This window comes from Chryseolinea sp. T2 (assembly GCF_037203685.1).
Classification (GTDB): domain Bacteria; phylum Bacteroidota; class Bacteroidia; order Cytophagales; family Cyclobacteriaceae; genus Chryseolinea.
Genome location: NZ_JBBCAU010000008.1, coordinates 17,513 through 42,925, shown reverse-complemented (window position 1 = coordinate 42,925; position 25,413 = coordinate 17,513). Strand labels below are relative to the sequence as shown.

The following is a 25,413-nucleotide window of genomic DNA, read 5'->3' as shown; positions in this document are numbered from 1 at the left end:
CGAAACTATTTTTATATGTGATTCGCCTTCTTCGGCACCTGGCGATTGACAAACACTCCACCAATAAGGCTGCCCAAGGTATCAGCCACCATGTCGGCCAGCGAGTAGGTTCTGTTGGGGATATAGGCACCCTGGATAAACTCAATGGCAATTCCGTACAGGATGGCGATTACGACTATCAGCAGCAGAGCTCGTTTCAGCGTTCGGATTTCACCAGAGGCAGAGCGATAAACAAAAGGAAGTCCCCACAGTGCGACAAGGGCAGCAAAGAGTCCAACGTGAACGATCTTATCTGCACTGATCTCGCCCAGCCAATCCTCATCAGGCAACTGATTACCCGGAATGCAAAACAATACTGTCGCTACTATCAACATAACAATCCCAGGCCAGAACGACTTTATACGTATGCTCATCAGCTGTTGTAATTTGAATTGATTCTACTGCGCCGGCGCGACCCTCGGTGTATTCTTTTCGCGAATCCAGTTCCACAGTCCATAAGATGCGATAATGCAAAAGACCAGATACTCCAGCGCATAGAGCTTTATTCCCTTGGAAAAATACAGGTACGTGGCCAGGGCATCAACAATAATCCAGATAATCCATGATTCAATCTTCTTTTCAATCATGTAGAATGTGGTAACAATGCTCATCACAGTAACAAAGGAGTCAGCATAGGGATAGGCGGACGGAATTGCAAACAAGCTGGGCAGTAACTCATGCAGATTCTCGGCAAATGTTCCAAGTAAATAAGTTCCAACAACGCCGATCGCTGTGAGTTTTGAAAAGCGTTGCCAGCCCATAAAACTTGCTCGTAGTTCGTTGCGTTTGTTTTCCTCTCCAGGCCTGGGATTCGCCCAACGCCACCATCCTATAATGTTGGTAATAAGGAAGAATACCTGCAGGAACATATCCGGATAAAGTTGAACCTGGTAAAAGAGAAAGAAGGCCAGCACCACATTGATAATACCTATGGGCCAGCTCCAAATGTTTGTCTGTGCGGATAGCCATACCGCGATGAGCCCGGCAAGAGCAGCGAAGAACTCCAGGTAGCTCATCTCATATCCCAAAACTGTAAACAGGACGTTTTTGATGTCGAAGAAATTCACGTATCAGTATTTACAGTTTGATGCACACATTTTTTGCTTCCGTAAAGAAGTTCAGCGCATTCCAGCCTCCCTCTCGTCCTACGCCCGAATCCTTCATGCCGCCAAAAGGAGTGCGAAGATCGCGGAACAACCAGCAGTTCACCCAGATGATGCCGCATTGCACTGCAGAAGAAACACGATGGGCCTTTCGAAGGTTCTCTGTCCATATGGAGGCGGCAAGGCCATAGCGCGTGCTGTTGGCCATCGCAATCGCTTCTGATTCTGTTTCAAACGGAGCTATCGTTACTACTGGTCCAAATATTTCATCCTGATTGGTATGGCATTGCTGAGTAAGGCCTGTGATAACTGTTGGCGCAACGAAATAGCCGCCTGAGCAACGGCCGGATACATGGACAATCTCTCCTCCGCAAAGCACAGAGCCGCCTTCTTCTCTTGCAAGTGAAATATAGGACATAACCTTATCCCTATGCGCAGAAGAAATCAATGCGCCAACATTAATGTCATGGTGTAATGGATCACCAACGGTGAGCTTGCTGGCGCGCTCAACAAATGTCTTCACGAAGCGTTCATAGATTGATGCTTCAACGAGAATGCGGGACCCACAAAGGCAAATCTCGCCCTGGTTCGTAAAAGACGCCTGCACCGATACGTTCAGCGCTTGTTCAAAATCGCAGTCTGCGAAGATGATTGAAGGGTTCTTCCCTCCGAGTTCCAGCGACAGCTTTTTGAACGTCGGCGCTGCAACTGCGGCAATCTTTTTCCCGGTTGCCGTTCCGCCAGTGAACGATACAGCTTTCACACCAGGATGCGCTACTATTTCATGGCCCGCTTTACTGCCTGCTCCGTGTACTACATTCAGAACTCCGGGTGGAAGCTCAGCCTCGGCGCATAGCTTTGAGAAAAGATAGGCAGTCATTGGCGTAAGTTCTGATGGCTTGGCCACTACGGTGCACCCAGCCGCAAGGGCAGGCGCTACTTTCCATGTGAACAAATAAAGAGGCAGGTTCCACGGAGAGATACATCCTGCTACACCAACTGGCACCCGTTCGGTATAATTGATCGCCGTGTGATCGGTGATGTGTGCATCGCTGGACTCATGCATAATTGCCGATGCAAAGAAGCGAATGTTAGCAATAGCACGTGGAATGTCTAACGTCCGGGCTAGCGTAAGCGTCTTTCCTGAATCCATGCTTTCGGCAAGAGCGAACGATTCCGCATCTCCCTCGAGCATATCAGCAAGTTTATTAAGAATTTTTGATCGACCTGCGATGCCCATGCTTTGCCATCGCGCAGATGCTGCATGCGCAGCTTCAACGGCGCGGTTAATATCAGGCGACTCGGAATCTGGGACGACGCTGTATACTCTGCCCGTAGCGGGATCATAGTTGTCCATAAACGCACCCGATGCTGCAGGTACGAGGTCCCCGTGTATATAGTTCAAGATACGCTCCATTCTTACAAGTTTCCTGTGCGCCCTCCGTCAACAGGTATGTTGATACCATTGATATACGATGCAGCGGGCGACGCCAGAAATGCAACGGCGGCGGCCACTTCTTCAGCAGTGCCTATACGTCCTGCCGGAACCTCAGCTGCCGTAAGTGCCTTGACTTCTTGAAATGTTTTGCCAACTCTGCCAGCCCTCTCTTCCATAATAGATTCAAGCCGCTGTGTGAGCGTTGCTCCGGGCAATACGTTATTCACAGTAATGTTGAACGGTGCTACCTCAAAAGAAAGGGTCTTTGCCCAGTTCGCTACAGCCCCACGCGTCGTGTTTGAAACACCCATGTTTCTGAGAGGAGCTTTAACAGAAGTCGAGATAATGTTGATAATTCGCCCGTAGCCTTCGCGTTTCATCACCGGAATCACTGCCTGTGCCAGCAATTGATTGCAAACAAGATGTTCTGTGTATGCTTTAATGAAGGCCTCCGGTCTTGCATCCAGCAAAGGGCCTGGCGGTGGACCACCAGTGTTATTAATCAGAATCTGAACAGGGTTATCAATAAGATAGCGATCAACTCTTTCCCTAAGACTGACGGGATCTGAAAAGTCGGCCACGATGTATCCATGCCGTTGTGCAGCCCGTGTGTCCAGCGCCCTGGCAATTTCAATCAACTTTTCTTCGTTGCGCGCGATCAGCGTAACATGCGCTCCCATTGACGCCAATTCCAATGCACTGGCCTTTCCTATTCCCTGCGTGCTTCCGCACACAATTGCCCGCTTGCCCGTCAGATCCAGATTCATTATTTGTTGATTTGTTGACCTGTTGATTTGTTGATTTGGAGCCAGCAGCTACGCTGCCGCACGTTCTGCGAAATCAAATCGACAAATAAAGTGTTCCGAAAAAACTTAGTAATTTTAGTGAATAAATGTCGGTTTGAATGCCATCCGACATAGAACTTTTAGACCATGGCCATACGCAGACCTTTCAATGTAAAACAATGGATTGCAGACAATCGCGATCTGCTCAAACCACCCGTTGGCAACAAGAATCTTTATGCAGACGCGGGCGACTACATCGTGATGGTAGTCGGTGGCCCAAACGCGCGCAAAGACTTTCATTTTAACGAAACAGAAGAGCTGTTTTATCAGCTCGAAGGAGATATCAAAGTCACCATTCAGGAGGACGGCAAAGCCGTTGAGATTCCAATCAGAGAGGGGGAAATGTTCCTGCTTCCATCCCGCGTTCCTCATCAGCCAGCGCGTCCGGCTAACACCGTAGGACTGGTGATTGAGTGCAAACGAGAAGACCCGAATATGCTTGATGGCTTGCAATGGTACTGCGAGAAGTGTAACAACCTCCTCCACGAATACCGCTTCCATCTTGACAACATAGAGAAGGACTTTCTTCCACGCTTCCGTGAATTCTATGGATCAAAAGAATTTCGCACCTGTAAAAAGTGCGGCACTGTAATGGAAGCTGATCCCCGTTTTGTCTGACAGGCAAATGAAATTCGAGGACAGTCTCAAGTTCGCACGGCAGCTCGATCGCACCGATCCTCTTCGATCTTACCGGTCTTCATTCAAAATACCGAAGATCAAGGGAAAGAACTCTGTTTATTTCACGGGTAACTCTTTGGGCCTTCAGCCTCAAAGCACCAGTCAGTATATCAGGCAGGAGCTTGATGATTGGGCCAACCTTGGCGTTGAGGGTCACTTTCATGCTAAACGTCCTTGGCTTTATTACCACCGGCTTGCCAAAAAATCATTGGCCCGCCTGACTGGCGCTAGGCCCTCTGAAGTGGTGGCCATGAATCAATTGACGGTGAATCTGCACTTGATGATGGCCAGTTTCTACCAGCCAACGAAATCAAGATTCAGGATAATAGCAGAGGCAGGCGCATTTTCTTCTGATCAATACGCATTAGAAACTCAGTTGAAATGGCACGGACTCGATCCTTCAAATGCACTGGTCGAGATTTCACCTCGTGCAGGTGAGAATACATTGCGCACGAGTGACATAGTAAACACTATCATTAAGAATGGCGACTCGCTCGCGCTGGTACTACTGGGCGGAATTCAATATTATACTGGTCAGTTCTTCGATATAAAAAAGATTACAGCAGCGGCGCACAACGTTGGGGCTATCGCTGGATTCGATCTCGCACATGCCATTGGTAATGTTCCTCTATCGCTACATCGCGACAACGTCGACTTCGCTGTCTGGTGCAGCTACAAATATCTGAACGCTGGACCAGGTGCTTTGGCAGGTGCTTACGTACACGAGAAATACGCACATGACAGAACGCTTCCGCGGCTCGCTGGATGGTGGGGGCACGACGAGGGCGAACGTTTCCAGATGAAGAAGGGATTTATTCCTATGCCCGGGGCTGACGGCTGGCAGGTTTCAAACGTACCTATCTTCCAGGCTGCGGCACTTCTCTCAGCTCTCGAACTATTCGACAACGCAGGAATGAGCGCCCTTCGAAAGAAGAGTGTGCAACTCACGGGCTACCTGGAATATTGGCTGCAAAAGATCAACGCTGATAATCGCTACTTCAGCATCATAACCCCTGATGACCCGAAGCAACGCGGATGTCAGCTATCCATCTTCATGAAAGGTCACGGCAAAAAGATATCAGATGCTTTGCTGCGCAATGGAATTATTACCGACTGGAGAGAACCCAACGTGATCCGCGCTGCCCCGGTGCCGTTTTATAATACGTATGAAGATGTATATGTTTTTGCTACAACTTTCAAAAAAGAGATAGATAAACTGAAGTGGTGAATAGTGAACAGGAAATGACGTCCGAAAAACAAATTGGTATTATCGGCGGTGGCCTTGTGGGTTCACTGATGTCACTCTACCTCGTTGAACGTGGTTACCGGGTTAGTGTTTATGAGCGACGAAAAGATCCACGCATTCATAAGATCGATGGCGGGCGCTCTATTAATCTGGCGCTTAGCCGACGCGGCATCAAAGCGCTTGAGGAAGTCGGACTGGGCCATGTACTGCAGCAAACTGCCATTCCTATGACAGGCCGGATGATGCACGACCTTAAAGGCAACCTCACGTTTCAGCCTTATGGCAAAGAAGGACAGTTTATTAATTCAGTCTCACGCACTGAGTTAAACAAACTGTTGATTGATGCCGCCGAATCAAGAGGCATACAATTCTTCTTCGACCATCGTTGTCTCCATGTTGACATGGATCAATCTGTGCTCACACTACAAAACGGAGGATCATCGTTTAACAAAAAGCTGGATGCTATCATTGGTGCAGATGGCGCGTTCTCGACAGCGCGTCTGGCCATGCAGTTGACGGATCGCTTTGATTATAGCCAGGACTACATCGAACATGGCTACAAAGAGTTTCATATCCCTGCGAACGCCGGTGGCGACTTCGCTATGGCAAAGAATGCCCTGCATATCTGGCCGCGGGAAAGCTACATGCTGATTGCACTTCCTAACCTTGATGGCTCATTCACCGGCACACTGTTCTTTCCCTTCCAGGGAACGCCATCCTTCGAAAGTCTGAAAGACGCCTCACTGTTTGAAGACTTCTTTTCGAAGATGTTTCCCGATGTCCTCAAGCTCATCCCTGACCTGCGCGATCAGTTTATAGAAAATCCAACATCTTCACTCGTAACAGTGCGTTGCTATCCATGGCATGTCAATGAAACATTTCTCATTGGAGATGCAGCACATGCCATTGTCCCATTCTATGGACAGGGAATGAACGCCGGCTTTGAAGATTGCAGAGTGCTGAACGAACTTTTGGGAAAATTCAACAATGACCTTGAACGGGTACTTCCGGAATTTGAAAAGAGTCGCAAACCGGATACAGACGCTATCGCGGGCCTCGCTTTAGACAACTTCATCGAAATGCGCGACCTCGTTGCAGATCCAGAATTTCTATTGCGTAAGAAGATAGAGGCAAAAATTCACGAGCTATATCCATTACGTTGGATTCCATTGTATTCAATGGTGACCTTCCACGAAGAGATTCGCTACTCCGAAGCTGTAAGGCAGGGTCAGGAGCAAAAGAAGATCATGGACCGCGTAATGCAGATCCCTAACATCGACGCTATTTGGCAGACGTCAGACTTCCAACCGATCCTGCATCAAATAATGGGGGACTAATGTGAATCTTGTACTCCTCATATCGCGCGAGGATATCACGTACATAGTTAACTGGCTCTTCACATTTGCAATAGCCCGTTACAACCACGGGATCTTTATAATATTTCGGATCTGATTTCTTCAGAAGAAACTCCTCAACATCAGCCCAGGATTGTTCGTTACGCTGATACTTCACACAAAGCTTTCGCGCATCCAGAATATGTGACAGACCGGTATTGTATGAGGCAAGTATGAACTTGATCCGGTCTTCAGGTTTATCAATTCTCTTGGTCCAGTATTTTTGAAGATACACCAGGTACTTGACGCCTGCTTTGAGACTCTCTTCGGGATCATTCACGTTGGTTGCACCAAATCGTTTGGCCGTTTCAGGCATAAGCTGCATCAGACCACGGGCACCGGCCCATGATTCGCCTACAGGATCAAACTTTGATTCCTGGTATACCACGGAGGCCAGCAAACGCCAGTCCCATCCAAGCTGCGCCGCACCAGCCTGAATCATGTCATCGTACGGCGACAATTTATTTCCTCCCAGGGATGAATAATCACTCTGCAAATGCGTAAGTGCTGTTCGAGGATTACGGAAGTACTTGTTATAGATAACCATGAACGTTGGCTGCTGCTTGATCCTCACCAACCAGTCGTCGATGGCCTTCTTCAGACCGGGTGCATTCTTTCGAACTCCCCAGGCTACCTGCTGAGGGACATTCAACACGGTGTTGATATCCAGGTTTGGATAATAAGCCGAATTGACCCGTGCCATGATATGATCGGCAACTGTATAATCAATTTCACCCAATGCCACGCGCCGGATCAGCGATTCGCTCTCTGCTGTCAATGAATCCGTTGATATCACGATGTCGCCACCGAGCTCTTCAGAAAGGTGTTGCAATCTCACCTGGTGACTTGAACCCTCCATTACGTAAACGTGCTTTCCGATAAGGTCTACCGGGTCGCGTATAAGGTTGTTATTGATCTCATCGAGTGAAAGCTTCCTCCAGTTCTGTGGCTTGCGCTGCACAAGAACAGGATAGGTATTATAATGAGGCCGTGAGAACTCAACGTACTTTCGGGTCGACTTGGTTATTGTAAGCGGAAATGCAATGATGTCGCATTCGCCGAGGTTCAGTTGTTCAATAGCAGTCTCAACACCGGAAGTAACTTTTATTTTGAGCGCGACATTCAACTGTTTGGCCAGCAATTGCAGCAGCTCGTATTCATAACCGAGCGGATGACCTTTGTAAATGAAGTAACTGAAGGAATTGTTATCGACAAGAGCATTTATATACCCTCGTTTGACGATTGCGTCCAAGTCCAATTGAACTTGCGGTTCCCCAAAAACAGGGAAATTCGGTGTTTTTTCGCATGAAAAGCAAATCAGCACCAGTCCAGCAGTCACGAAGATCTTTGAAAAAGCCTTCATAGAACTCCGAATTTACGGATTTCTGCGTTAACAAAAAACCACAAGCCCTACCGTTGTAAACGATTGAGCGACGCAGAATACAACAAATTGAGTTGTGTCATCGCCCTCCGATAGGTAGCCATGCCGTTGTAAATGCATTAAAGCCGCCAAACACGCAATAAAAAAGGGTGGCCTGTGAGGCCACCCTTGATGAAAATTTATTGACTTCCGGGGCTAGTTAAAGATGTAGCGGATTCCAAACTGTGCTCTCCAGCGAGATAACAGGTCAGACGCGCTCCATGCATCACCATTCGTCAACGCTGGGTTATATGTAAACCGCGGCGTATTTGACGAATAGTTGACACCTGCAGTCGGATCTGAATCAGTCAGACCAAGGTAGTTAATGAGTGCAAATTCCTGGTTTGCAAGAAGGTATTGCCTGCCCCAATCCTTGTTCAGCATGTTGCCAACATTCAGAATGTCAAAAGAAAGCTGAAGCTTGTTCGAGGAGTTACCTGCTTTTATGGCGAACTCTTGCAGAATTCTCAGATCGAACTGATGCTGGAATGGCATGCGTGATCCGTTTCGTTCTGCATACTCTCCTCTGCGTTCATTCAAATACTTATCTCCCTGGATGAATGCATCAAGTTGTGCCCATTGCTCATCCGGGGTAACTGTCTTTTGATCAGCTCCACTGCCAACAGTATAAGACACAAGGTTGATTTCAGACTGTGACGCGGGCACATAAATCAAATCGTTCGATGTACCATCGTAGTTGAGGTCACCATTGTAACGATATGAGATAGCCTGGCCGGACTGTCCATTGTAGAAGAGGGAAATCTGGGTTGCCATATGGTTGTCCAGGTACTCCTTGCGATAAGATACGAGACCTACTACCCTTGATCCGGGGCTGTAGTTGCTTCGCGTATTAGGCAATGCGTTAAGTCCGTTTACATTGTTTGCAAATCTCCAGTTTGAATAAGCAACGCTCGAAGTTCCGGAATTGAGATCATATGAATCTCCATATGAGTAAGCTATAGACCCTGAAAATCCGTGCTCAAGCTCCTTTACCAGCTGAACCATGAAGTTATAGGTGTAGCCTTTGTTCGTGTTCTCAATCTTGATAATTTCATCATATGTTCCATCAACGCGCGCAGCGCTGTTGTATCCGGAGTTAGTGGGCGACGTGCTTGTAGTTGTGTATCTGGGTCTTGTGTCCACTCCGGCCAGAACAAATCCCTCCTGCTGTACCCGGTTAAGGTTTGTGAAGTTTACGTTGTTGAGCGTTTTGTTGAATATGGCTTCGACAGTTGCCACAAGCCCGCCAGGTAGTCGTTGATCAACTGCAACGTTGCTTCTGAAAACCTGAGGGAATTTAAAGTTGTTTGCAATTACGTTGATTGCACCGCGGCCTGGTGTAGCGCCAATGTCTTCAGCTGTTGGCTGATTGAATGGATCGGTGCTGTATTTAATACCATTTGTAAGCGGGTTCGCACTTGATGCAGAGCTACCTGTGCTGTACGTTCCGTTAAGCATACCGTTGTTTGAATACTGGTTCGACACCCAAACAAAAGGAACACGTCCGGTAAAGAGACCGGTTCCGCCACGTACCTGTGTTGTTTTGTCTCCGTTAACGTCCCAGTTAAAACCAACGCGGGGTGACCACAGAATTCTTGTTTCAGGAACTTCGCCGGTCATGCCTTCGCTGCCATACTTATTATTGAAGTCGTCGTTAGCTTCCGGTGAATCAGGAAAGATCGGCAGGTCCAGACGGAGGCCAGCGGTGACTTTCACATTTTGTGTTGCCTGAAACTCATCCTGCGCATAGAGACCCAGTTGCAGCGCCTTGAAGGAAGCTCCACCTGAGGTTTGATAAGCACCATCGTCAGCAAATGAATAACCGATCTGGTAGAACGTCGGTGCAACCGGTGTTGCGGACGCCTGTGTTTCAAAATCCTCCAGCGTTTTGAAGGCATAGTTTCCGAAGATGTTCTGCACAAAGAGGTTGTAGAAGCTATAGATCTCATTGTGCGTTCCAAATGTGAGCGTGTGGTTGCCCTTGAAAAGCGTCACATCATCGGTAATGGTTGTGATATCCTGGTCAAGCTGGTTCGCGACAGAGGAATTTTCACCACCAAAAATGATTGTTCTTCCCGTAGGTGCCGCACCAAGGTTTATCAAAGTATAAGGAAACGGATTTCCCAATGGCTCGCGATCATCGCGCACCCGGGTATATCCAACCAGTAAGCGGTTGCTGATGCCGGATCCGAAAATGCTGTTCAACTCAATGCCGGTAGAGTTCGTTGTCGACGGAAAATAAACACCATTGTTATAGAATCTCAATTGGTTTGGTGTTCTGCTGTTATCGATGTTCTCACCGTAGGTGTAGCTGTGGCGGACGGAAAGTTTATGCTTGCTCGAAATGTTCCAGTCCAGTTTTACAAGGAACTTGTTACTGTTGGTCTCATCGCTGATGCCCTGATAAGAGCCTGGATCATAACCCGGAGCAATTTGACCAAGCGTGAATAGGGCTCTGTTAACCTCGTCAACGGTGATGTTCGATTCAGGTGTACCTGGCTCAAATGCCAATGGTGTCTTCTGGCGCGTGATCTCACCGTTTACAAAGAAGAACAATTTGTTCTTAATGATTGGCCCGCCTACACGAAAACCAGCCTGATAGTCTGTATAGTCCGGATACTTAGCTTCTACATTCGTATTGGGATTGTTCTTGCCAACGAGACTTTGATTGTTGCCGAAATAGTATGCTGAACCTTGAAACGTATTGGAACCACTGCGTGTTACTGCATTGATTCCCCCACCAGTAAATCCGCTTTGACGTACATCATAAGGAGCAATGTTAAGCGTGAACTCTTCGATTGCATCAAGGCTTATTGGTTCAATACCAGTTTGACCACCGTTTGTTCCTGAAGGGCTCAGACCAAATACGTCGTTGCTTACAAGACCGTCGATTGCAAATTGATTGTACCTGTTGCTCGTACCTGCGAATGAAGTTCCGTTTCCCGCAGTATTAGCAAAGGGACTGAGTTTGGAGAAATCGCGCAATCCTCTGCTGATTGTTGGCACAGATTGAATTGTGCGATTGTTGATATTCGAAGCTGCTCCTGTACGGTCGGAACTGAAGATGTCGTTGCGGCTCGATGTGATCACCACTTCACTCAATTCAGTGCTTACGTCAGGCAACTGCGCATTTACGTTTGCCGCAACGCCCAGACTAAGGTAAATGTCTTCAAACGTTTGATCTTTGTAACCTACAAAGGATACCTTGACAGTGTAAGGACCGCCAACACGCATACCGGGTATTGTGTATTTTCCGCTTGCGAGTGAAACCGTTCCATAATTTGTGCCGGAAGGCGTGTGAGTTGCCACGATGGTAGCACCTGGTAACGCTTCTCCTTTGGTATCAGTGACCATGCCCGATAAAGAAGAAGTTGTTACCTGAGCCCACACACCAAGCGACGCAAACATGAAGCTTGCAATCAGTAGAAGTCTGCTCATATGATGAATTTAGGTTAGATTGATAGCGGCAAAAGTACCGTAAGCCGTACATTTAAGCTTTAAACCCGCTTTAAATCTTTCAACAATTTATTTACAAAGACTTAACAGTGAACGTATGGGAAGCTGCCGCATTTTCCCTCGATCGTATGCTAAAACCCATTCATAAAAAAGAAGGCTTTCAATCCTCCTTTAATGCTTTATTTGACTAGCGCCAAAGTTTATTACCTATACTCAACCCTATGCGGCAGATTCTTCTGGTTTTCATCCTGGTTACATCGTTTGTTCAGCTCGCAAACTGTCAGCCCGACCTTAGCTATTACCTCCCGGACGACATCACCTTTCATCCGTCTGTTCCAACACCAAAGTCTATTATTGGTCACGAAGTAGGTGAGTGGCATGTAACACACGACCGCCTTGTCAGTTATATGTATGCGCTCGATAAGGCATCAGATCGCGTCAGCCTTGAAGTCACCGGATACACCTATGAAGGCCGCCCACTGCTATTGCTAACGATAACGGCGCCAAAAAACCACGATCGACTTGAGGATATCCGTCAACAACATCTTGCACTGTCCGATCCGTCTCGCGCCTCTTCAGTCGATACGAAAAACATGCCGGCCGTCTTCTATATCGGATTCAGCATTCATGGCAATGAAGCTAGTGGCGTCAATGCGGGTTTGTTAGCTGCATATTATTTCGCAGCAGCTCAAGGTCCCGAAATTGAAAACTATCTCAACAATACTGTAATCCTGTTTGATCCTTCTTACAACCCAGATGGTATGCAACGCTTCAGCAGTTGGGTGAATTCGCGCAAAAGCGTGATGACTTCAACGGATGCAAACGATACAGAACACAACGAAGCCTGGCCCGGAGGACGATTCAATCATTATTGGTTCGACCTGAACCGCGACTGGCTGGTTGCACAACACCCTGAGTCGCGTGCACGCGTAAAAACTTTTCAACGATGGAGACCTAATGTACTCACCGATCATCATGAGATGGGAACGAACTCAAGCTTTTTCTTTCAACCGGGAGTGCCCGCCAGAATGCATCCCTTGACGCCGGCAAAAAACCTTGAACTCACAAAACAGATCGGAACATATCATGCCAAAGCACTGGATGAAATCGGGTCCTACTACTTTACACAGGAAGGATACGACGACTTCTACTATGGAAAAGGGTCTACCTTCCCCGATGTACAGGGCTCCATTGGCATTCTCTTCGAGCAAGCCAGTTCGCGCGGTCACTCACAGGAAAGCATTAATGGTGTATTGACTTTTCCTTTCACGATACGAAATCAGTTTGTTACCGCTCTCAGTTCACTGAAGGCAGTGAATGCAATGCGCGAAGATCTTCTGAACTACCAGCGTCAGTTTTATCGCGATGCCATTTCCGAAGCAGGCAAGGATGCTACCAAAGCCTACATATTTGGTGCTTCACACGATGCCTTGCGCGCATTTCATCTTGCCGAAGTAATGACTCGTCAGGCTATCGATGTATACAAACCTTCTTCGAACATCAATCAGAACGGAAAAACTTTCGCCGCAAATAACAGCTACGTTGTGCCACTGAATCAGCGACAATACAAGCTCATCAAAAGCATGTTTGAAAAGCGTACCTCGTTTAAGGATAGTTTATTCTACGACATTTCCAGCTGGACGCTTCCTCTTGCTTTCGGTGTCGACTATGAGGAATTGCGTACAGTGCCCCAGTTGGGCGAAAAACTATCGGAGCCGAAAATGCCTCTCGGTAAACGCGTAGGAGACAAATCAGAATATGCCTACGTGTTCGAGCCATTCGGCTATTATGCACCGCGCGCCATGTACCGATTACTTAGCCATGGAATCAGAATTAAGGTTGCGAGTGATCCATTTTACAACACGGACAACAAACGCTTTGAACGCGGATCCATACTGATACCCGTCAGCGGACAGGACAAGAATGCCGAGCAAATCGAACTCCTCCTCAACGACATCGTCAACAAGGACGGTATCGATATCTATGCCTTTAAAACCGGACTGGACTACCAGGGCGTCAGCCTCGGTAGCAGTTCTTTCATGCCATTGAAGAAACCATCCATTGCAATGATCGTGGGAGATGGCATATCAGCAACTGATGCTGGTGAGATCTGGCACCTGCTCGACACGCGCTTCAACATCCCGGTTACGCTTATTCCTACAAATGTTCTCGAGCGCGCATCACTCTCGCGCTATACGACTATTATCATGCCGGCGACTTCGGGCTCCACCGGCATTTCAGAAGGCACAAAAGAAAAGCTGAGAAGCTGGACGCAACAAGGTGGTACCATCATTGGATTTGAATATGCACTCAACTGGTTAAGCGGCGCGGGTCTTGGAAAATTCGATATGAAGAAGGAAGACGAAAAGAAGGACCAGAAGCCCCGTCCCTATGCTGACATCGATGAATACACCGGTGCGCAGGAAACCAGTGGCGCGATCTTCGAGTCACAAGTTGACCTGACCAATCCGTTGTTGTATGGATATACTTCACAGAAGCTGCCAATGTTTAAGTCAAACAACTTATTCATGGAGAAGGCGAAAGGTTCATACAGCAATCCAATAGTGTATACTGCGTCGCCGCTGATGAGCGGTTACGTTTCGAAAGAGAATTATGCTCTTGCAAAGCAGAGCTCCGTCGCGGGTGTTAGTGTTTCAGGTCAGGGCCGTGTAATTGGGTTCACTGACAACATGTGCTTCAGAGCATTCTGGTTTGGCACGAACAGGATCTTCATGAATGCGATCTTCTTTGGACCGTTGTTAAGTCCAGCATCGGCGAGATAAGGCGGCTGCCTCGCCATTATCCCAAGTCTTGCATTGCTTTCAAACCGATGAAGCCAATAGATAATCATTCGCATTATTATCTGTAGAGTAAATAAATAATAATTTGTTATTTGGACTTTGAAGGGAAAGTTTGTTCCCGGGTTTAATCTTGCCGGATGTTTTTTACAAAGCTTCCAGCAGTCAACAATCTGACCTGTTAAAGACATCAACCTATGCTCCGCTTCTTCCAAATCCTGATTTGCTTCGCAGTCATGTTCATGACAACTTCAATGTATGCGCAATCACTAAAGGTGATGACCTACAACATCAGGTATGACACACCAAACGACAGCGTCAATCAATGGGGCAAACGCACGCCGAAAGTGTACGCTTTGATTAAAAAATACAACCCGGATATTCTGGGCGTACAGGAAGCTTTATACAATCAAATTACCGACCTGGTTTCAAACCTCAAAGATTACGCCTACGTCGGCGTTGGTCGCGATGACGGAAAGACGAAAGGCGAATTTTCAGCAATTCTTTACAGGAAGGATAAATTTACCATCACGAAAGAAGGAACCTTCTGGCTTTCGCCTACTCCTACCGTTGCCGGAAGCAAAGGCTGGGACGCGGCCATTACGCGCGTTGCCACCTGGGCAGTCATGAAGGACAAGAAATCAGGTGCGTCGTTTCTTATGCTGAACACTCACTTCGATCACATGGGCAAAGAAGCGAGGCGTGAAAGCGCGCTCCTCATTAAAAAGCGTGGTGCTGAACTTGCGGGCAAACTTCCGGTTATCGTAACAGGAGACTTTAATTGCACGAGGGAGGAACCTCCTTACACTGCTATCATGTCAAAAGAAGGCTTACAGCTGCTTGATCCGGCTCCATCGCCTGCTCCGGGCACATTCTGCACTTTCAAAGTCAACTCGATCGAATGCCGCCCCATCGATTATGTATTCCATACTTCTGAATGGAAGGCTAACAACTACAAAGCAATAACGGATAACGATGGGAAGTACTACCCTTCAGACCATTTGCCAGTAATGGTTGAGTTGTCGAAGTAACCCTGTCGTTAAACATCAATCGTGTTTGGTCAGTAACCAGGAGCGCCGTTCACTTCAGAAACGGCTGAGGGAACCCAAAAGGCATCGTACTATGCAGTTCGCGCCGGTGTCCGTGCTACAGCTGGCTTCTTGTTAGCAAGGTAAACTCCAATCATGATGGCACCGAGTCCAATAAAATGGCCTGTGCCAATATCCTCGCCATCGGCAAGTCCCCAGAGGAGACCAACGATAGGCAGCAGGTAGGTTACAGAGCTCGTAAACATCGGGCCCGAAATCTTGACCAGTTCATTGAAGAGCAGAGTCGCCACCGATGTACTCATCAAACCGAGCAGAACAACAAAGCCCGCGGCCTTCCAGCCTCCTTCAGCATGAGTAATTGTCGTTGTGAAATCAGTAAAGAGCAGCAAATAAGAAAGAGCCAGGGGACCGATCAATAGCAACGCTACACTTGTTATAGTTGTTGATTTGAGATGCGGTAGTTTGTACTTCGTGAAGTTGAGGTTGCTCCCGTATGAAAGGCATGCAAGCACGATGAACAGCGCATAGGCATTGAATCCAATCACTCCTTTGCTGCGCGATATAATTAGTGTGAGCGCCCCAACAAGTCCAAGCAGTATACCAGGCACTGCGTTCACAGCAAAGCGTTGCCTGAATACGATCGTACCGATAATCAAAGTGAACAGTGGAGTCAGTGTATTCAATATGCCTGCAACAGAGCTATCCATATGAGTCTGCGCGGCAGCAAACAAAAATGCCGGCATGAATATTCCCATCATTCCCGCAGCGAACAACTTCCAATAGTCAGAGCGTTGCAAGCCCTTCACCTGTTTCAATGCCATCGGAAGCAGGAAAAGACATGCCGCTGATACGCGTAGTGCGCCTACTTCATCAGCGTCAAAAACTTTCAGACCCTGTTTGATAAGAATAAAAGACGTGCCCCAGATTAACGCAAGTATGCCCAAAAGCATATAAGCTTTACTGCGCGTTTGATTTTCCGTCACGGAGGGTGATTTTTAATAGTTAACGATGTTGGACTCAGGCCTAACCACCAATGAGCGTAGCTGCATAGGTGTCGGCCACTTCATCGAGAACAGCAAGTATGTCCTTTTCGTTCTCCAGTTCAACGAGACGTGTGCGGAAAGGTTTAAAATCGGGAAGCCCTTTGAAGTAGTTTGAATAATGGCGGCGCATTTCGAAAATGCCAAGGCGATCGCCTTTCCACTTAATCGAAAACAGCAGATGTTGTCTGGTCACATCAACGCGTTCCTGTATATCCGGAGGGGATAATACTTCCCCGTACTTTGCAAACCTCTTGATCTCATTGAATATCCACGGATAGCCGATCGCCGCACGCCCCACCATCACTCCGTCAACACCGTAACGGTTCTTGTATTCGACAGCTTTCTGCGGAGTATCAATATCTCCGTTCCCGAAAATCGGAATATGCATACGGGGATTCTCTTTGATCTTTCCGATCAAAGTCCAGTCTGCAAAGCCCTTGTACATCTGCACCCTGGTGCGACCGTGCACCGTCAATGCCTTAATGCCGATGTCTTGAAGTCTTTCGGCAACCTCAACAACGTTTCGTGTACTGTCGTCCCAACCCAGCCTGGTCTTAACGGTAACGGGGAGGCTGGTGGCCTTCACGATCTCTTCAGTCATCTTCACCATCTTGGGGATGTCCTGTAAGAGAGCTGCTCCTGCACCCCGGCAGGCAACGGCTTTCACGGGGCATCCATAGTTGATGTCGATGAGATCAGGACCGGCCTCGGCAGCGATCTCAGCCGAACGAACCATGTTTCCGATATCGCCGCCAAACAATTGAATGCCGATGGGTCGCTCATATTCAAAGATGTCCAGCTTCTGCCTGCTCTTGGCCGCATCGCGGATCAACCCCTCCGACGAAATGAATTCCGTGTACATAAGATCAGCACCGTTGGCCTTGCAGACCATACGAAACGGCGGATCACTGACGTCCTCCATAGGAGCCAGAAGCACCGGAAAATCATCCAACTCGATGTTGCCTATTTTTACCATCTTTGGGGTGCAAAGATAGCGCGACTTTCGAGAATGTTAAGACCAGGCACGTTGATATCAGACAGAACCCCCATTTGGTCGCTACTGAGAATCACATTTACTCTCCTCGCCGGCTATATCGCCGCGGCATTTCTTGTCGCAGCAATCATTTCACTCGTTTACGAAAAAGACATAAGCACTATAAACGAAGTGATTGATCCCGAAATGGCCATGCCACTTCTCATCGCCCAGGGACTCATGAGCTTCGTGGCTTTTATTTTTTTTCCGCTGATACACATCACAGCGCTCGAACATAAGCCTCTGTGGCCTTTAATTGAAAATCGCAAAGACCTCGGTAAAACGCTTTCGCTTGTTTTGATTCTCGGGCTCGCCTTCCCTCTTGCCATTTCCCCATTGGCCGAATGGAATGCGCATATGAAGTTTCCCGAATTCATGGCCGGCTTCGAAAGATGGGCACGTGAGCAGGAGGAGCTCCTGGGAAAGGCTACCGATGCAGTTACCAGCTTCGACACGATCGGCGGTCTTCTGATCGCTCTTTTCATTATGGCCGTTATTGCCGGCATTGGCGAAGAGCTTGTATTTCGGGGTCTGATTCAGAATGAACTCTGGCGAGGTTCAAACAATATTCACCTTGCTATATGGGCTTCGGCGTTCGTCTTCAGTGCCATCCATATGCAGTTTTTTGGGTTCGTTCCAAGACTTTTGCTGGGCGCTCTTTTTGGGTATCTGTACTATTGGTCAGGCAATCTCCTTGTGCCGATGTTTGCGCACTTTGTAAACAACGCATTTGGAGTGATCCTGAGATATCTGTACAATATTAAAGCCATCTCAACCGACGTAGCAGAAGACGATGCCGCGCCGTGGAGTCTGGTGATCGTAAGCGCCGTTATTGCCGCTGTAATGATCTATCAGCTTCATAAAAAGCGTTCAAATGAACGGGCAGAAACGGTGCACGAGCCCTATTAACCTGATCTTAATTTTTTTCAGTGAACACGCCTCTTCAAAAGTACAATAACCTTACACAACGAATCATAACGGGGTTGCTAGGCTCTGCGGCAATCATTACAGGGGTTTGCGTAAGCGAGTGGACGTACTGTGCCGTGTTCTTTATCATCGTGTTGTTCTCGCTCCTTGAATTCTACAAACTCGCGGGCCTCGATGGACTCGTTCCGCAGAAGTGGTTCGGCACATTATGCGGTGTAGCCATTTTTGTTTTATCATTCTTCATCGAAAAGCGCGAAGTCTCTTATCGCTTTTACTTTCTGATCTTTCCCATCGTATCGTGTGTGTACATGATCAAACTGTACAAGAAATTTGAACGCAAACCATTTACAAACATCGCGTTCACATTTCTGGGTATTGTGTATGTAGCCATACCGTTTGCTCTTCTGAATGTTGCCGTATTTGACGACAATGGCGTGTACAACTTTGAAATCATCTTCGGCTGCCTTTTCATATTATGGGCAAGTGATACTGGTGCATACTTCGCAGGAACATTCCTTGGGAAACGAAAACTATTCGAACGCATCTCCCCTAAAAAGTCATGGGAGGGGTTCTTTGGAGGCGCCGCCCTGGCGCTGGTATTCGCTTACGGAATGTCGGTGTATTTACATACCCTCACCTTCGTTCAATGGATGGTCGTTGCCCTCATCATCATCATCGGCGGGACCTTTGGCGACCTGGTTGAATCGCTTCTTAAAAGAAGCATCGAGATCAAAGATTCAGGTACCAGCATCCCGGGGCACGGAGGCTTCCTCGACCGCTTCGATGGGCTGCTGATCTCCGCACCCTTCATTGTGGCCTACCTGGAGATATTTTAGCGCCAAATATCCTTTGATCGTTTAAGCTCATTACCAAACAAAATTTAGCCGCATTCAATTGGCCGGAATGTTCTTAGGCTCAGCGCCATAAGTCGCTTTTTTAAAGGAAATTGCATCCTCCGGAAGGAAATTCAGGTAACTTTGCAACCGTTTTCGGGAATGATTTTTTGCCCGGCTTTCCACAAGCTGCTTGGTCCATAAAACGCCATCCGAAACACAACATTTAACAGGACGAGGAGAACTATATGGCATATCTAGAACCGGCTCCCCTTAAAGACAAGGAGAACCCATTTGAAGCAATGATGTCGAGGTTTCAAAAGGCCTCACAGATACTTGGACTTGAAGAAGAAATATACAACGTACTTAAGAATCCCGCGCGGCAGGTAATTGTATCACTGCCCGTCACTATGGACGATGGAGCGATTCGCGTATTCGAAGGATACCGCGTCATCCACTCCACCATATTGGGACCATCTAAAGGTGGCATTCGTTTCGACACACAGGTTAACCTGGACGAGGTAAAAGCACTGGCCGCCTGGATGACCTGGAAGTGTGCTGTCGTCGACATTCCTTATGGAGGAGCAAAAGGCGGTGTCGCCTGCAACCCGCGCGAGATGTCGTCAGGTGAAATCGAACGACTTATGCGCGCCTACACCCAGGCAATGGCCGACGTATTCGGTCCAGACCAGGATATTCCGGCACCCGACATGGGAACAGGCCCTCGTGAAATGGCCTGGCTGATGGACCAGTACTCCAGAAACAAAGGCATGACCACTCACGCCGTCGTAACCGGAAAGCCTCTCGTAATGGGGGGCTCTCTGGGACGTACCGAGGCAACGGGTCGTGGTGTTATGGTGTCTGCCATGGCAGCTATGGAGAAACTGAAGATCAATCCTTATAAAGCAACAACTGCTGTTCAGGGCTTCGGCAACGTAGGCTCATGGGCGGCACGCTTGCTCAACGAAAGGGGTTTGACTGTTCAGGCAGTAAGTGATCTGTCAGGGGCTTACTATAATGAAAAAGGTATCGACATTGACAAGGCAATCCAGTATCGCGATAACCGGAAGGGATCATTGGAAGGTTTCGACGGTGCAGAGAAAATCAAAGCCGACGATCTTTTAACACTGCCGGTAGATGTACTGGTACCCGCTGCAACTGAAGATGTGATCACCAGCTCAAATGCTTCGAACATCAAAGCCAAACTGATTGTGGAAGGAGCAAACGGTCCAACATCTTCGAAGGCGGATAACGTTATCAATGATAAGGGGATAATGGTTGTTCCCGACATCCTCGCGAATGCCGGTGGAGTAACAGTATCCTATTTCGAATGGGTGCAAAACCGACTGGGTTATAAATGGACCGCCGACCGCGTTAATCGTCGCTCGGATCGGATCATGAAGGATGCCTTCACGAATGTTTATAAGACTGCACAACAATATAATGTGCCTATGCGTATTGCTGCATACATGGTGGCTATCGACAAAGTAGCCAAGACTTATAAGTTCCGCGGCGGATATTAAGGATTCAATTTCAATTCAAAATAGAGTCGAAGAGGCCTTATCTTTCCTAAACTGAGCAAGGTCGAATTCGGAAGCCTCCCCACGGAGGCTTCTTTTTTGGTACGCAATAGTTGAGGAATTGCTTTCACAATGTTCCCCAACATGTAAAAAAGTACTCAGCGAAACATCTTTCGCAATCGTGATTGCATTAAAAAAGCGGCCTCACACGACTGCGGCCGTCTTTTTGTAACCACTAAGACAAGAAACCAATTCGAACTATTTGTTATGACCAGAGAAGACAAAGTCATATATACGGATGGTGACAAGGTCACCGTAACCGATTCAGTTTTCCACGTGCGAAAGCAGGATTACAAACTCAACGGTATTATTAAGCACGGCCTGTATGTAATGAGACCCAGCCGTTTGCCGGCAATACTGCTTGTGCTCATTGGCCTCGTGTTGATGGCTGCTGGATTTGCAGAATGGATTCCTGCTAACACAGTTAACGACATCTATGTGGGCGGAACAGCGATCGGAATAAATACCATGGCACTTGCAGTTGGTGGAATCATTGCCCTGATTGGCGTGATCACCATTGGACTCCTTCGTGATAAATACGCCGTACGTATCGCCACCGCTGAGGGTGAACGCAATGTGGTTGTAAGCTCCCGCAAGGAGTACATCGCACAGATCGTAGATGCGCTTACTGTGTCACATTACGGTCCGCCAACATCAATCACGGCAGTTAAAGTATAGTAGTGAACTTTTAAAAGTAAATGCTCAAGCGCCAGCTTGATTCAATTGAAACAGAGAAGAGTTACAGTTAAACCTTAATTATCAAACTCGCTGGCGGGCGAACGAAGGGGCAGATCGTAATGGTCGGCCCCTTTTCATTTGCCATCAAGGTAAATTCATAATTATGCCCTACCTTTGAGCCGCATTTGCTGCCTGGCATCAATTGCATTCACTAATCAAACGTTTCAATGACAATTCATAGAGAAGGTCGTGTGCTTCTTTTTGTACTGCTTATAGTTCTGTTTGCAGTCAATTGGGTAGTTGCTTATTTCTTTCCTGGCCACACGTTCATCCAGAATCTGCTGCTCATTGCCAGCATTATATTCTACCTGATCATCCTTCAGTTCTTCCGCAATCCAATATTTCAAATCTCCAAAAATGACAAGCAGGTGCTTGCCCCCGCAGACGGCAAGGTGGTCGTGATCGAAGAAACAGTTGAATCAGAATACCTCAACGAGAAACGCCGCCAGGTTTCGATTTTCATGTCGCCGGTGAATGTTCATGTGAATCGGATGCCTGTAGCAGGAACTGTAAGCTATTACAAGTATCACATTGGCAAGTATCTCGTTGCCTGGCATCCTAAGTCGAGCACTGAAAATGAACGAACCACTGTCGTTGTGAAAATGAAGAACGGCGTGGAGATCCTTTTCAGGCAGATAGCCGGAGCGTTGGCCCGCCGCATCAAGTGTTATGTAAAAGAAAATCAGGTCTACCAGCAAGGCGACGAGTTCGGATTTATCAAGTTCGGATCACGCGTTGATCTCTTCCTTCCTCTCGATGCTAAGATCGTCGTAAAGATTGGCGATGTTACCAAGGGCGGTCGTACGGTTATTGCGGAACTGAAGTGAATAGAGTGAGGAACAGTGTGAGAGCGATGAGGCTACTATCTGGATTTCTCAACAATATTTCACTCTCACACTGTTCCTCACTCTGTATCAGAAGAAGCGCAGTCCTACCTTAGCGCCCAGCCAAAGCTTCACATTGACGTTGTTCTCCAACGTTGTCTCATGGATGATGGTCGGCTTATAGTCCGTGAACAGCTCAGGATATTCTGTGTAGGTGTTGTCCGTGTAGTGCGCGTTGAGCGTTACGCCGGCAGTGAGTCCGAACTTCTTTACGGGATGATACTCAATCCCTGCATACAGTTTTGATACAATGTTTAATGCATCAAGCGTATAACCTGAAAATATCTGGTTCGCTGTCAGGTCGGCGTTAAGTCGCAGATGGCGGGTCAGGTTGGGTGCCGTTCCAACGCCGTAACCTGCCGTCCAGTAAGTGTGCTCATCATTGAATGTCGATGGCTTTGCCCCTGCCGTAAAGATGTTGTAGAAGTAATGAAGTCCCGTTCTGAAGGCAACGTTCGTATAAAACACTTCATCAGCGGAGACTTCCAGCTGATGATACCCCTTCATGACAAAACTGAAGAAGCCAATGGGCACGCCCTTGATGCTGTCGGATATATTTACACAACCAACCTGAACACCCGCGACTTTGGTGGCATAGTTCAGACCTCCCGAAACCTGAGCGCCAGTCACTTTTTGTGCTGCAAAGTTCAAGAGCCCTCCCACCTGGGCTCCTGTTACATTAGCAGCTGAAAAGTTCATGATACCCGCACCCTGCCCTCCGACGTGGTCGCGCGTCGTGAAGTTCATGATGCCAGCCATCTGCGCAGGGCCGGTTATACCCGTTGCAAAGTTGAATATACCTGCCACCTGCGCCCCTGATTGTTCGCCAAGATTAAAATTACCAATGCCAGCAACGTGAGCTCCCCGCGACCTGCCATGCGTGAAGTTGATCATTCCCGCAGCAGAAAACTTTTCAGTGCCCGCCCAACTGACATTTGATATGCCGGCAAACTGAGCACCTCTTACAGTATCGAGATTGAGGTTAACCATTGCAGAACCCTGAAAGCCATGCGCCTTACCTCCTGTAGCATTAAACACGGTGGCGATCTGTGTACCGTAAACATCTCCACGGTCGATATTAAACAGACCTCCTATTTCAAGCTTCGTCACCCCCAACGCATAGCCTCCAAACACGTTGAAGGAGTATTCATTGATAACGTTACCACTAAGCGTATGATTGGTACCAATGAATGGCCATATCGAAACCTGTGTCTTTCGGTACAGCGTATCCTGAATGTTGTCGATGTTAATGTTCTCGGGTGAGAGAACCTGAGTGTGCCAGAATCTTCTGAACTTCTCCACGACGCTGTCGGCAAGAGTGTTCATCCTTTCTTCGTTGAAGTTCATCGGTATCTTGAGCAGACCTTTCTTCGCGGGGCTTACGGCAACAATAGTATCACCATACTCGCGGCGGGCAACGGCAAGCCTTACCTCATCAGCGGTCGGCTTCTTGATCGTGATTTCAAAGAAACCATACTCATCTGTAACCGCCGACGATAATGTAAGCGGATCGTACACGCTCACATTTTTCAGTCGCTTACCTGTTGCTTCATCAACGATATATCCACTGTAAACCTGTTCGTCAGGCTGCTTTGCCGAACGCGTGAGGATGACATAATTCCCTCTCACTTTATATTGTACTGATCCTTCAAAGAGAATCTCCAAGACTTCCCGTACGGAATTTCCAGCGAAATTGAACGTCACGATCCGTGAAACATCAACAATTGAGGGACTGTAAGAAAAGGTAAATCCGGCCTGTTGTGAGATCTTGTTTAACGCAATATCGAGGCGCTCCTGAACGAGCGAAACCGTGACCGTGCGCTCCAGCAATGGAGTCTCGCCTCGTGCCACGCCGGTAAAGACCAGCAGTAACAGCACTGCATAGAGGCGATGGATGAAGGCAATATCAGGGCGCACAACCTGCACCATCCAGAAGGATTTTCCCATTCGATTCAATGGCCTTCAGGCCCAGCGTTTCTGTGATGATGGCAACAACTTCTTCCAGGGGTTCATTGTTGAATCCAACCGTGAGGCGACAAAATCTTAAACTTGGGGACAACTCAATCTGCTTGTTATATACGGCATTGAGCTGACGAACAACATTGACCAGCTCGGCGTTCGTGAAGTTGAATACCCTTGTCTTATATGCAAGCACATTGGCTTCCGGTTGTTCAATTGTAAACTTCTTCAGCTGTTTATCATAAACACCTTTTGCTCCTTCGCGCAGATATACGCCGGAGTCATTCGCCGTATAGAACATTACTTCTCCTTCACTTACGACTACTTCTATCGTGTTGGAGTTCTCAGGTGCCTTAACGTTAAATGCTGTACCTATATCCCGGATCAGTACACCATCGATGTCAATCACAAACTTCTTTTCCTTATCATGCTTAACATTGAACCAGGCTTCACCTTTGAGTCGCACCCTGCGTTCGTCAGCTTTCTTATCGTAAGCGTAAGTGATCTTCGATTCCTTATTGAGAAACACGTTGCTTCCGTCCGGCAATGTATCACTAACGGTCTCGGTATGCGACGCTACAACAACAGCATCACGGGTACCTACAGGTTGCCTCAGGAAGTAGACTCCGGCAAGCACTGTCAACAACAATCCGGCAGCTATTTTCCAGTAAAGATTGAAATCCCGTTTCTGAGGAGAAGGGAACTGCACTACTTTGGTGTCTTTCTCCAGCGTGCTCTTCACACGTAACCAGGCAGCATCAGTGTCAAAGCTCTGAAAGCTCTTCACGGAAGCGGCGTGTGAGAAGATCGCGTTGAACTGCTCTACGTACTGGCGATTAACTTCACTCTCTTTTTGCCATGCCACGACATGGGCAGTCTCCTCCTGGCTCGCTTCACCGGCGAGGTATTTGGCAATAAGCTCATCCATCTGTTCCTGATCCCTTTCCACG

The 25,413-nt window shown here is 47.8% G+C and carries 20 protein-coding genes; 10 read left to right on the top strand and 10 right to left on the bottom strand.

Going from position 1 to position 25,413, the window contains the following annotated elements; translation table 11 throughout:
• Nucleotides 1-11: 11 nt before the first annotated feature.
• From WBG78_RS23435 to WBG78_RS23420, 4 genes are read right to left on the bottom strand one after another with little or no spacing between them, the layout of a single operon-like run.
• Nucleotides 12-413, bottom strand: coding sequence for a VanZ family protein (locus WBG78_RS23435; RefSeq protein WP_337328938.1), 402 nt, complete (start codon nucleotides 411-413; stop codon nucleotides 12-14).
• 24 nt (nucleotides 414-437) lie between these two features.
• Nucleotides 438-1,106, bottom strand: coding sequence for a nicotinamide riboside transporter PnuC (gene pnuC, locus WBG78_RS23430; protein WP_337328937.1), 669 nt, complete (start codon nucleotides 1,104-1,106; stop codon nucleotides 438-440).
• A 10-nt stretch (nucleotides 1,107-1,116) separates the two neighbouring features.
• Complete coding sequence (locus WBG78_RS23425; protein WP_337328936.1) at nucleotides 1,117-2,559, bottom strand: aldehyde dehydrogenase; 1,443 nt, start codon at nucleotides 2,557-2,559, stop codon at nucleotides 1,117-1,119.
• A gap of 2 nt (nucleotides 2,560-2,561) precedes the next feature.
• A complete protein-coding gene (locus WBG78_RS23420; RefSeq protein WP_337328935.1) occupies nucleotides 2,562-3,347 on the bottom strand; it encodes an SDR family oxidoreductase in 786 nt (261 codons plus the stop codon).
• A 165-nt stretch (nucleotides 3,348-3,512) separates the two neighbouring features.
• Between WBG78_RS23420 and WBG78_RS23415 the strand changes: the two genes are divergently transcribed.
• From WBG78_RS23415 to WBG78_RS23405, 3 genes are read left to right on the top strand one after another with little or no spacing between them, the layout of a single operon-like run.
• The gene (locus WBG78_RS23415) at nucleotides 3,513-4,043 is read left to right on the top strand and encodes a 3-hydroxyanthranilate 3,4-dioxygenase (RefSeq protein ID WP_337328934.1); all 531 of its coding nucleotides are present in this window, start codon (nucleotides 3,513-3,515) and stop codon (nucleotides 4,041-4,043) included.
• 7 nt (nucleotides 4,044-4,050) lie between these two features.
• A complete protein-coding gene (gene kynU / locus WBG78_RS23410) occupies nucleotides 4,051-5,331 on the top strand; it encodes a kynureninase (protein ID WP_337328933.1) in 1,281 nt (426 codons plus the stop codon).
• Nucleotides 5,328-6,686, top strand: a complete 1,359-nt coding sequence (locus WBG78_RS23405; protein WP_337328932.1) for an FAD-dependent oxidoreductase — start codon at nucleotides 5,328-5,330, stop codon at nucleotides 6,684-6,686. The genes kynU and WBG78_RS23405 overlap by 4 nt, the downstream gene beginning before the upstream one ends.
• Here the strand turns inward: WBG78_RS23405 and WBG78_RS23400 are convergent.
• Entirely contained in the window at nucleotides 6,631-7,995 is a 1,365-nt protein-coding gene (locus WBG78_RS23400) for a transporter substrate-binding domain-containing protein (RefSeq protein ID WP_337328931.1), read from the bottom strand. The genes WBG78_RS23405 and WBG78_RS23400 overlap by 56 nt on opposite strands.
• A gap of 324 nt (nucleotides 7,996-8,319) precedes the next feature.
• Entirely contained in the window at nucleotides 8,320-11,601 is a 3,282-nt protein-coding gene (locus tag WBG78_RS23395; protein WP_337328930.1) for a TonB-dependent receptor, read from the bottom strand.
• A gap of 239 nt (nucleotides 11,602-11,840) precedes the next feature.
• Between WBG78_RS23395 and WBG78_RS23390 the strand changes: the two genes are divergently transcribed.
• Complete coding sequence (locus WBG78_RS23390) at nucleotides 11,841-14,402, top strand: M14 family metallopeptidase (RefSeq protein WP_337328929.1); 2,562 nt, start codon at nucleotides 11,841-11,843, stop codon at nucleotides 14,400-14,402.
• Between the two features lie 212 nt (nucleotides 14,403-14,614).
• Nucleotides 14,615-15,448 (top strand): endonuclease/exonuclease/phosphatase family protein, encoded by an 834-nt coding sequence (locus tag WBG78_RS23385; RefSeq protein WP_337328928.1) that lies wholly within the window; start codon nucleotides 14,615-14,617, stop codon nucleotides 15,446-15,448.
• A gap of 89 nt (nucleotides 15,449-15,537) precedes the next feature.
• Here WBG78_RS23385 and WBG78_RS23380 read toward each other — a convergent pair whose 3' ends face one another.
• The gene (locus WBG78_RS23380) at nucleotides 15,538-16,449 is read right to left on the bottom strand and encodes a DMT family transporter (protein WP_337328927.1); all 912 of its coding nucleotides are present in this window, start codon (nucleotides 16,447-16,449) and stop codon (nucleotides 15,538-15,540) included.
• A 40-nt stretch (nucleotides 16,450-16,489) separates the two neighbouring features.
• Complete coding sequence (gene dusB, locus WBG78_RS23375; protein ID WP_337328926.1) at nucleotides 16,490-17,485, bottom strand: tRNA dihydrouridine synthase DusB; 996 nt, start codon at nucleotides 17,483-17,485, stop codon at nucleotides 16,490-16,492.
• 33 nt (nucleotides 17,486-17,518) lie between these two features.
• Here dusB and WBG78_RS23370 point away from each other — a divergent pair, with 33 nt between their 5' ends.
• The 5 genes from WBG78_RS23370 to WBG78_RS23350 all read left to right on the top strand — a co-directional run bounded on the left by WBG78_RS23370 (nucleotide 17,519) and on the right by WBG78_RS23350 (nucleotide 22,447).
• Nucleotides 17,519-18,451, top strand: coding sequence for a CPBP family intramembrane glutamic endopeptidase (locus WBG78_RS23370; RefSeq protein ID WP_337328925.1), 933 nt, complete (start codon nucleotides 17,519-17,521; stop codon nucleotides 18,449-18,451).
• A gap of 20 nt (nucleotides 18,452-18,471) precedes the next feature.
• A complete protein-coding gene (locus WBG78_RS23365; RefSeq protein WP_337328924.1) occupies nucleotides 18,472-19,305 on the top strand; it encodes a phosphatidate cytidylyltransferase in 834 nt (277 codons plus the stop codon).
• A gap of 245 nt (nucleotides 19,306-19,550) precedes the next feature.
• Nucleotides 19,551-20,825: a Glu/Leu/Phe/Val family dehydrogenase gene (locus tag WBG78_RS23360; protein WP_337328923.1), complete on the top strand. Its 1,275-nt coding sequence runs from the start codon at nucleotides 19,551-19,553 to the stop codon at nucleotides 20,823-20,825.
• Nucleotides 20,826-21,089: 264 nt separating this feature from the next.
• Nucleotides 21,090-21,560, top strand: coding sequence for a DUF6232 family protein (locus WBG78_RS23355; RefSeq protein ID WP_337328922.1), 471 nt, complete (start codon nucleotides 21,090-21,092; stop codon nucleotides 21,558-21,560).
• Between the two features lie 227 nt (nucleotides 21,561-21,787).
• The gene (locus WBG78_RS23350) at nucleotides 21,788-22,447 is read left to right on the top strand and encodes a phosphatidylserine decarboxylase family protein (RefSeq protein WP_337328921.1); all 660 of its coding nucleotides are present in this window, start codon (nucleotides 21,788-21,790) and stop codon (nucleotides 22,445-22,447) included.
• Nucleotides 22,448-22,534: 87 nt separating this feature from the next.
• On the opposite strand, the gene WBG78_RS23345 is transcribed toward WBG78_RS23350, so the two are convergent.
• On the bottom strand, nucleotides 22,535-24,451 hold the full coding sequence (locus tag WBG78_RS23345; protein WP_337328920.1) for an STN and carboxypeptidase regulatory-like domain-containing protein: 1,917 nt from the start codon (nucleotides 24,449-24,451) through the stop codon (nucleotides 22,535-22,537).
• The gene (locus tag WBG78_RS23340; RefSeq protein WP_337328919.1) at nucleotides 24,411-25,412 is read right to left on the bottom strand and encodes a FecR family protein; all 1,002 of its coding nucleotides are present in this window, start codon (nucleotides 25,410-25,412) and stop codon (nucleotides 24,411-24,413) included. Before WBG78_RS23340 ends, WBG78_RS23345 begins: the two co-directional genes overlap by 41 nt.
• Between the last annotated feature and the right edge of the window lies 1 nt (nucleotide 25,413).

What these genes read in the sequence shown, in the direction of transcription:
- WBG78_RS23385 (WP_337328928.1), top strand. Translation starts at nt 14,615, where the DNA reads ATGCTCCGCTTCTTCCAAATCCTGATTTGCTTCGCAGTCATGTTCATG.
- WBG78_RS23360 (WP_337328923.1), top strand. Translation starts at nt 19,551, where the DNA reads ATGGCATATCTAGAACCGGCTCCCCTTAAAGACAAGGAGAACCCATTT.
- WBG78_RS23395 (WP_337328930.1), bottom strand. Translation starts at nt 11,601, where the DNA reads ATGAGCAGACTTCTACTGATTGCAAGCTTCATGTTTGCGTCGCTTGGT.
- WBG78_RS23350 (WP_337328921.1), top strand. Translation starts at nt 21,788, where the DNA reads ATGACAATTCATAGAGAAGGTCGTGTGCTTCTTTTTGTACTGCTTATA.
- WBG78_RS23425 (WP_337328936.1), bottom strand. Translation starts at nt 2,559, where the DNA reads ATGGAGCGTATCTTGAACTATATACACGGGGACCTCGTACCTGCAGCA.
- kynU (WP_337328933.1), top strand. Translation starts at nt 4,051, where the DNA reads ATGAAATTCGAGGACAGTCTCAAGTTCGCACGGCAGCTCGATCGCACC.
- WBG78_RS23355 (WP_337328922.1), top strand. Translation starts at nt 21,090, where the DNA reads ATGACCAGAGAAGACAAAGTCATATATACGGATGGTGACAAGGTCACC.
- dusB (WP_337328926.1), bottom strand. Translation starts at nt 17,485, where the DNA reads ATGGTAAAAATAGGCAACATCGAGTTGGATGATTTTCCGGTGCTTCTG.
- WBG78_RS23415 (WP_337328934.1), top strand. Translation starts at nt 3,513, where the DNA reads ATGGCCATACGCAGACCTTTCAATGTAAAACAATGGATTGCAGACAAT.
- WBG78_RS23390 (WP_337328929.1), top strand. Translation starts at nt 11,841, where the DNA reads ATGCGGCAGATTCTTCTGGTTTTCATCCTGGTTACATCGTTTGTTCAG.
- WBG78_RS23420 (WP_337328935.1), bottom strand. Translation starts at nt 3,347, where the DNA reads ATGAATCTGGATCTGACGGGCAAGCGGGCAATTGTGTGCGGAAGCACG.
- WBG78_RS23435 (WP_337328938.1), bottom strand. Translation starts at nt 413, where the DNA reads ATGAGCATACGTATAAAGTCGTTCTGGCCTGGGATTGTTATGTTGATA.
- WBG78_RS23345 (WP_337328920.1), bottom strand. Translation starts at nt 24,451, where the DNA reads ATGGGAAAATCCTTCTGGATGGTGCAGGTTGTGCGCCCTGATATTGCC.
- WBG78_RS23370 (WP_337328925.1), top strand. Translation starts at nt 17,519, where the DNA reads ATGTTAAGACCAGGCACGTTGATATCAGACAGAACCCCCATTTGGTCG.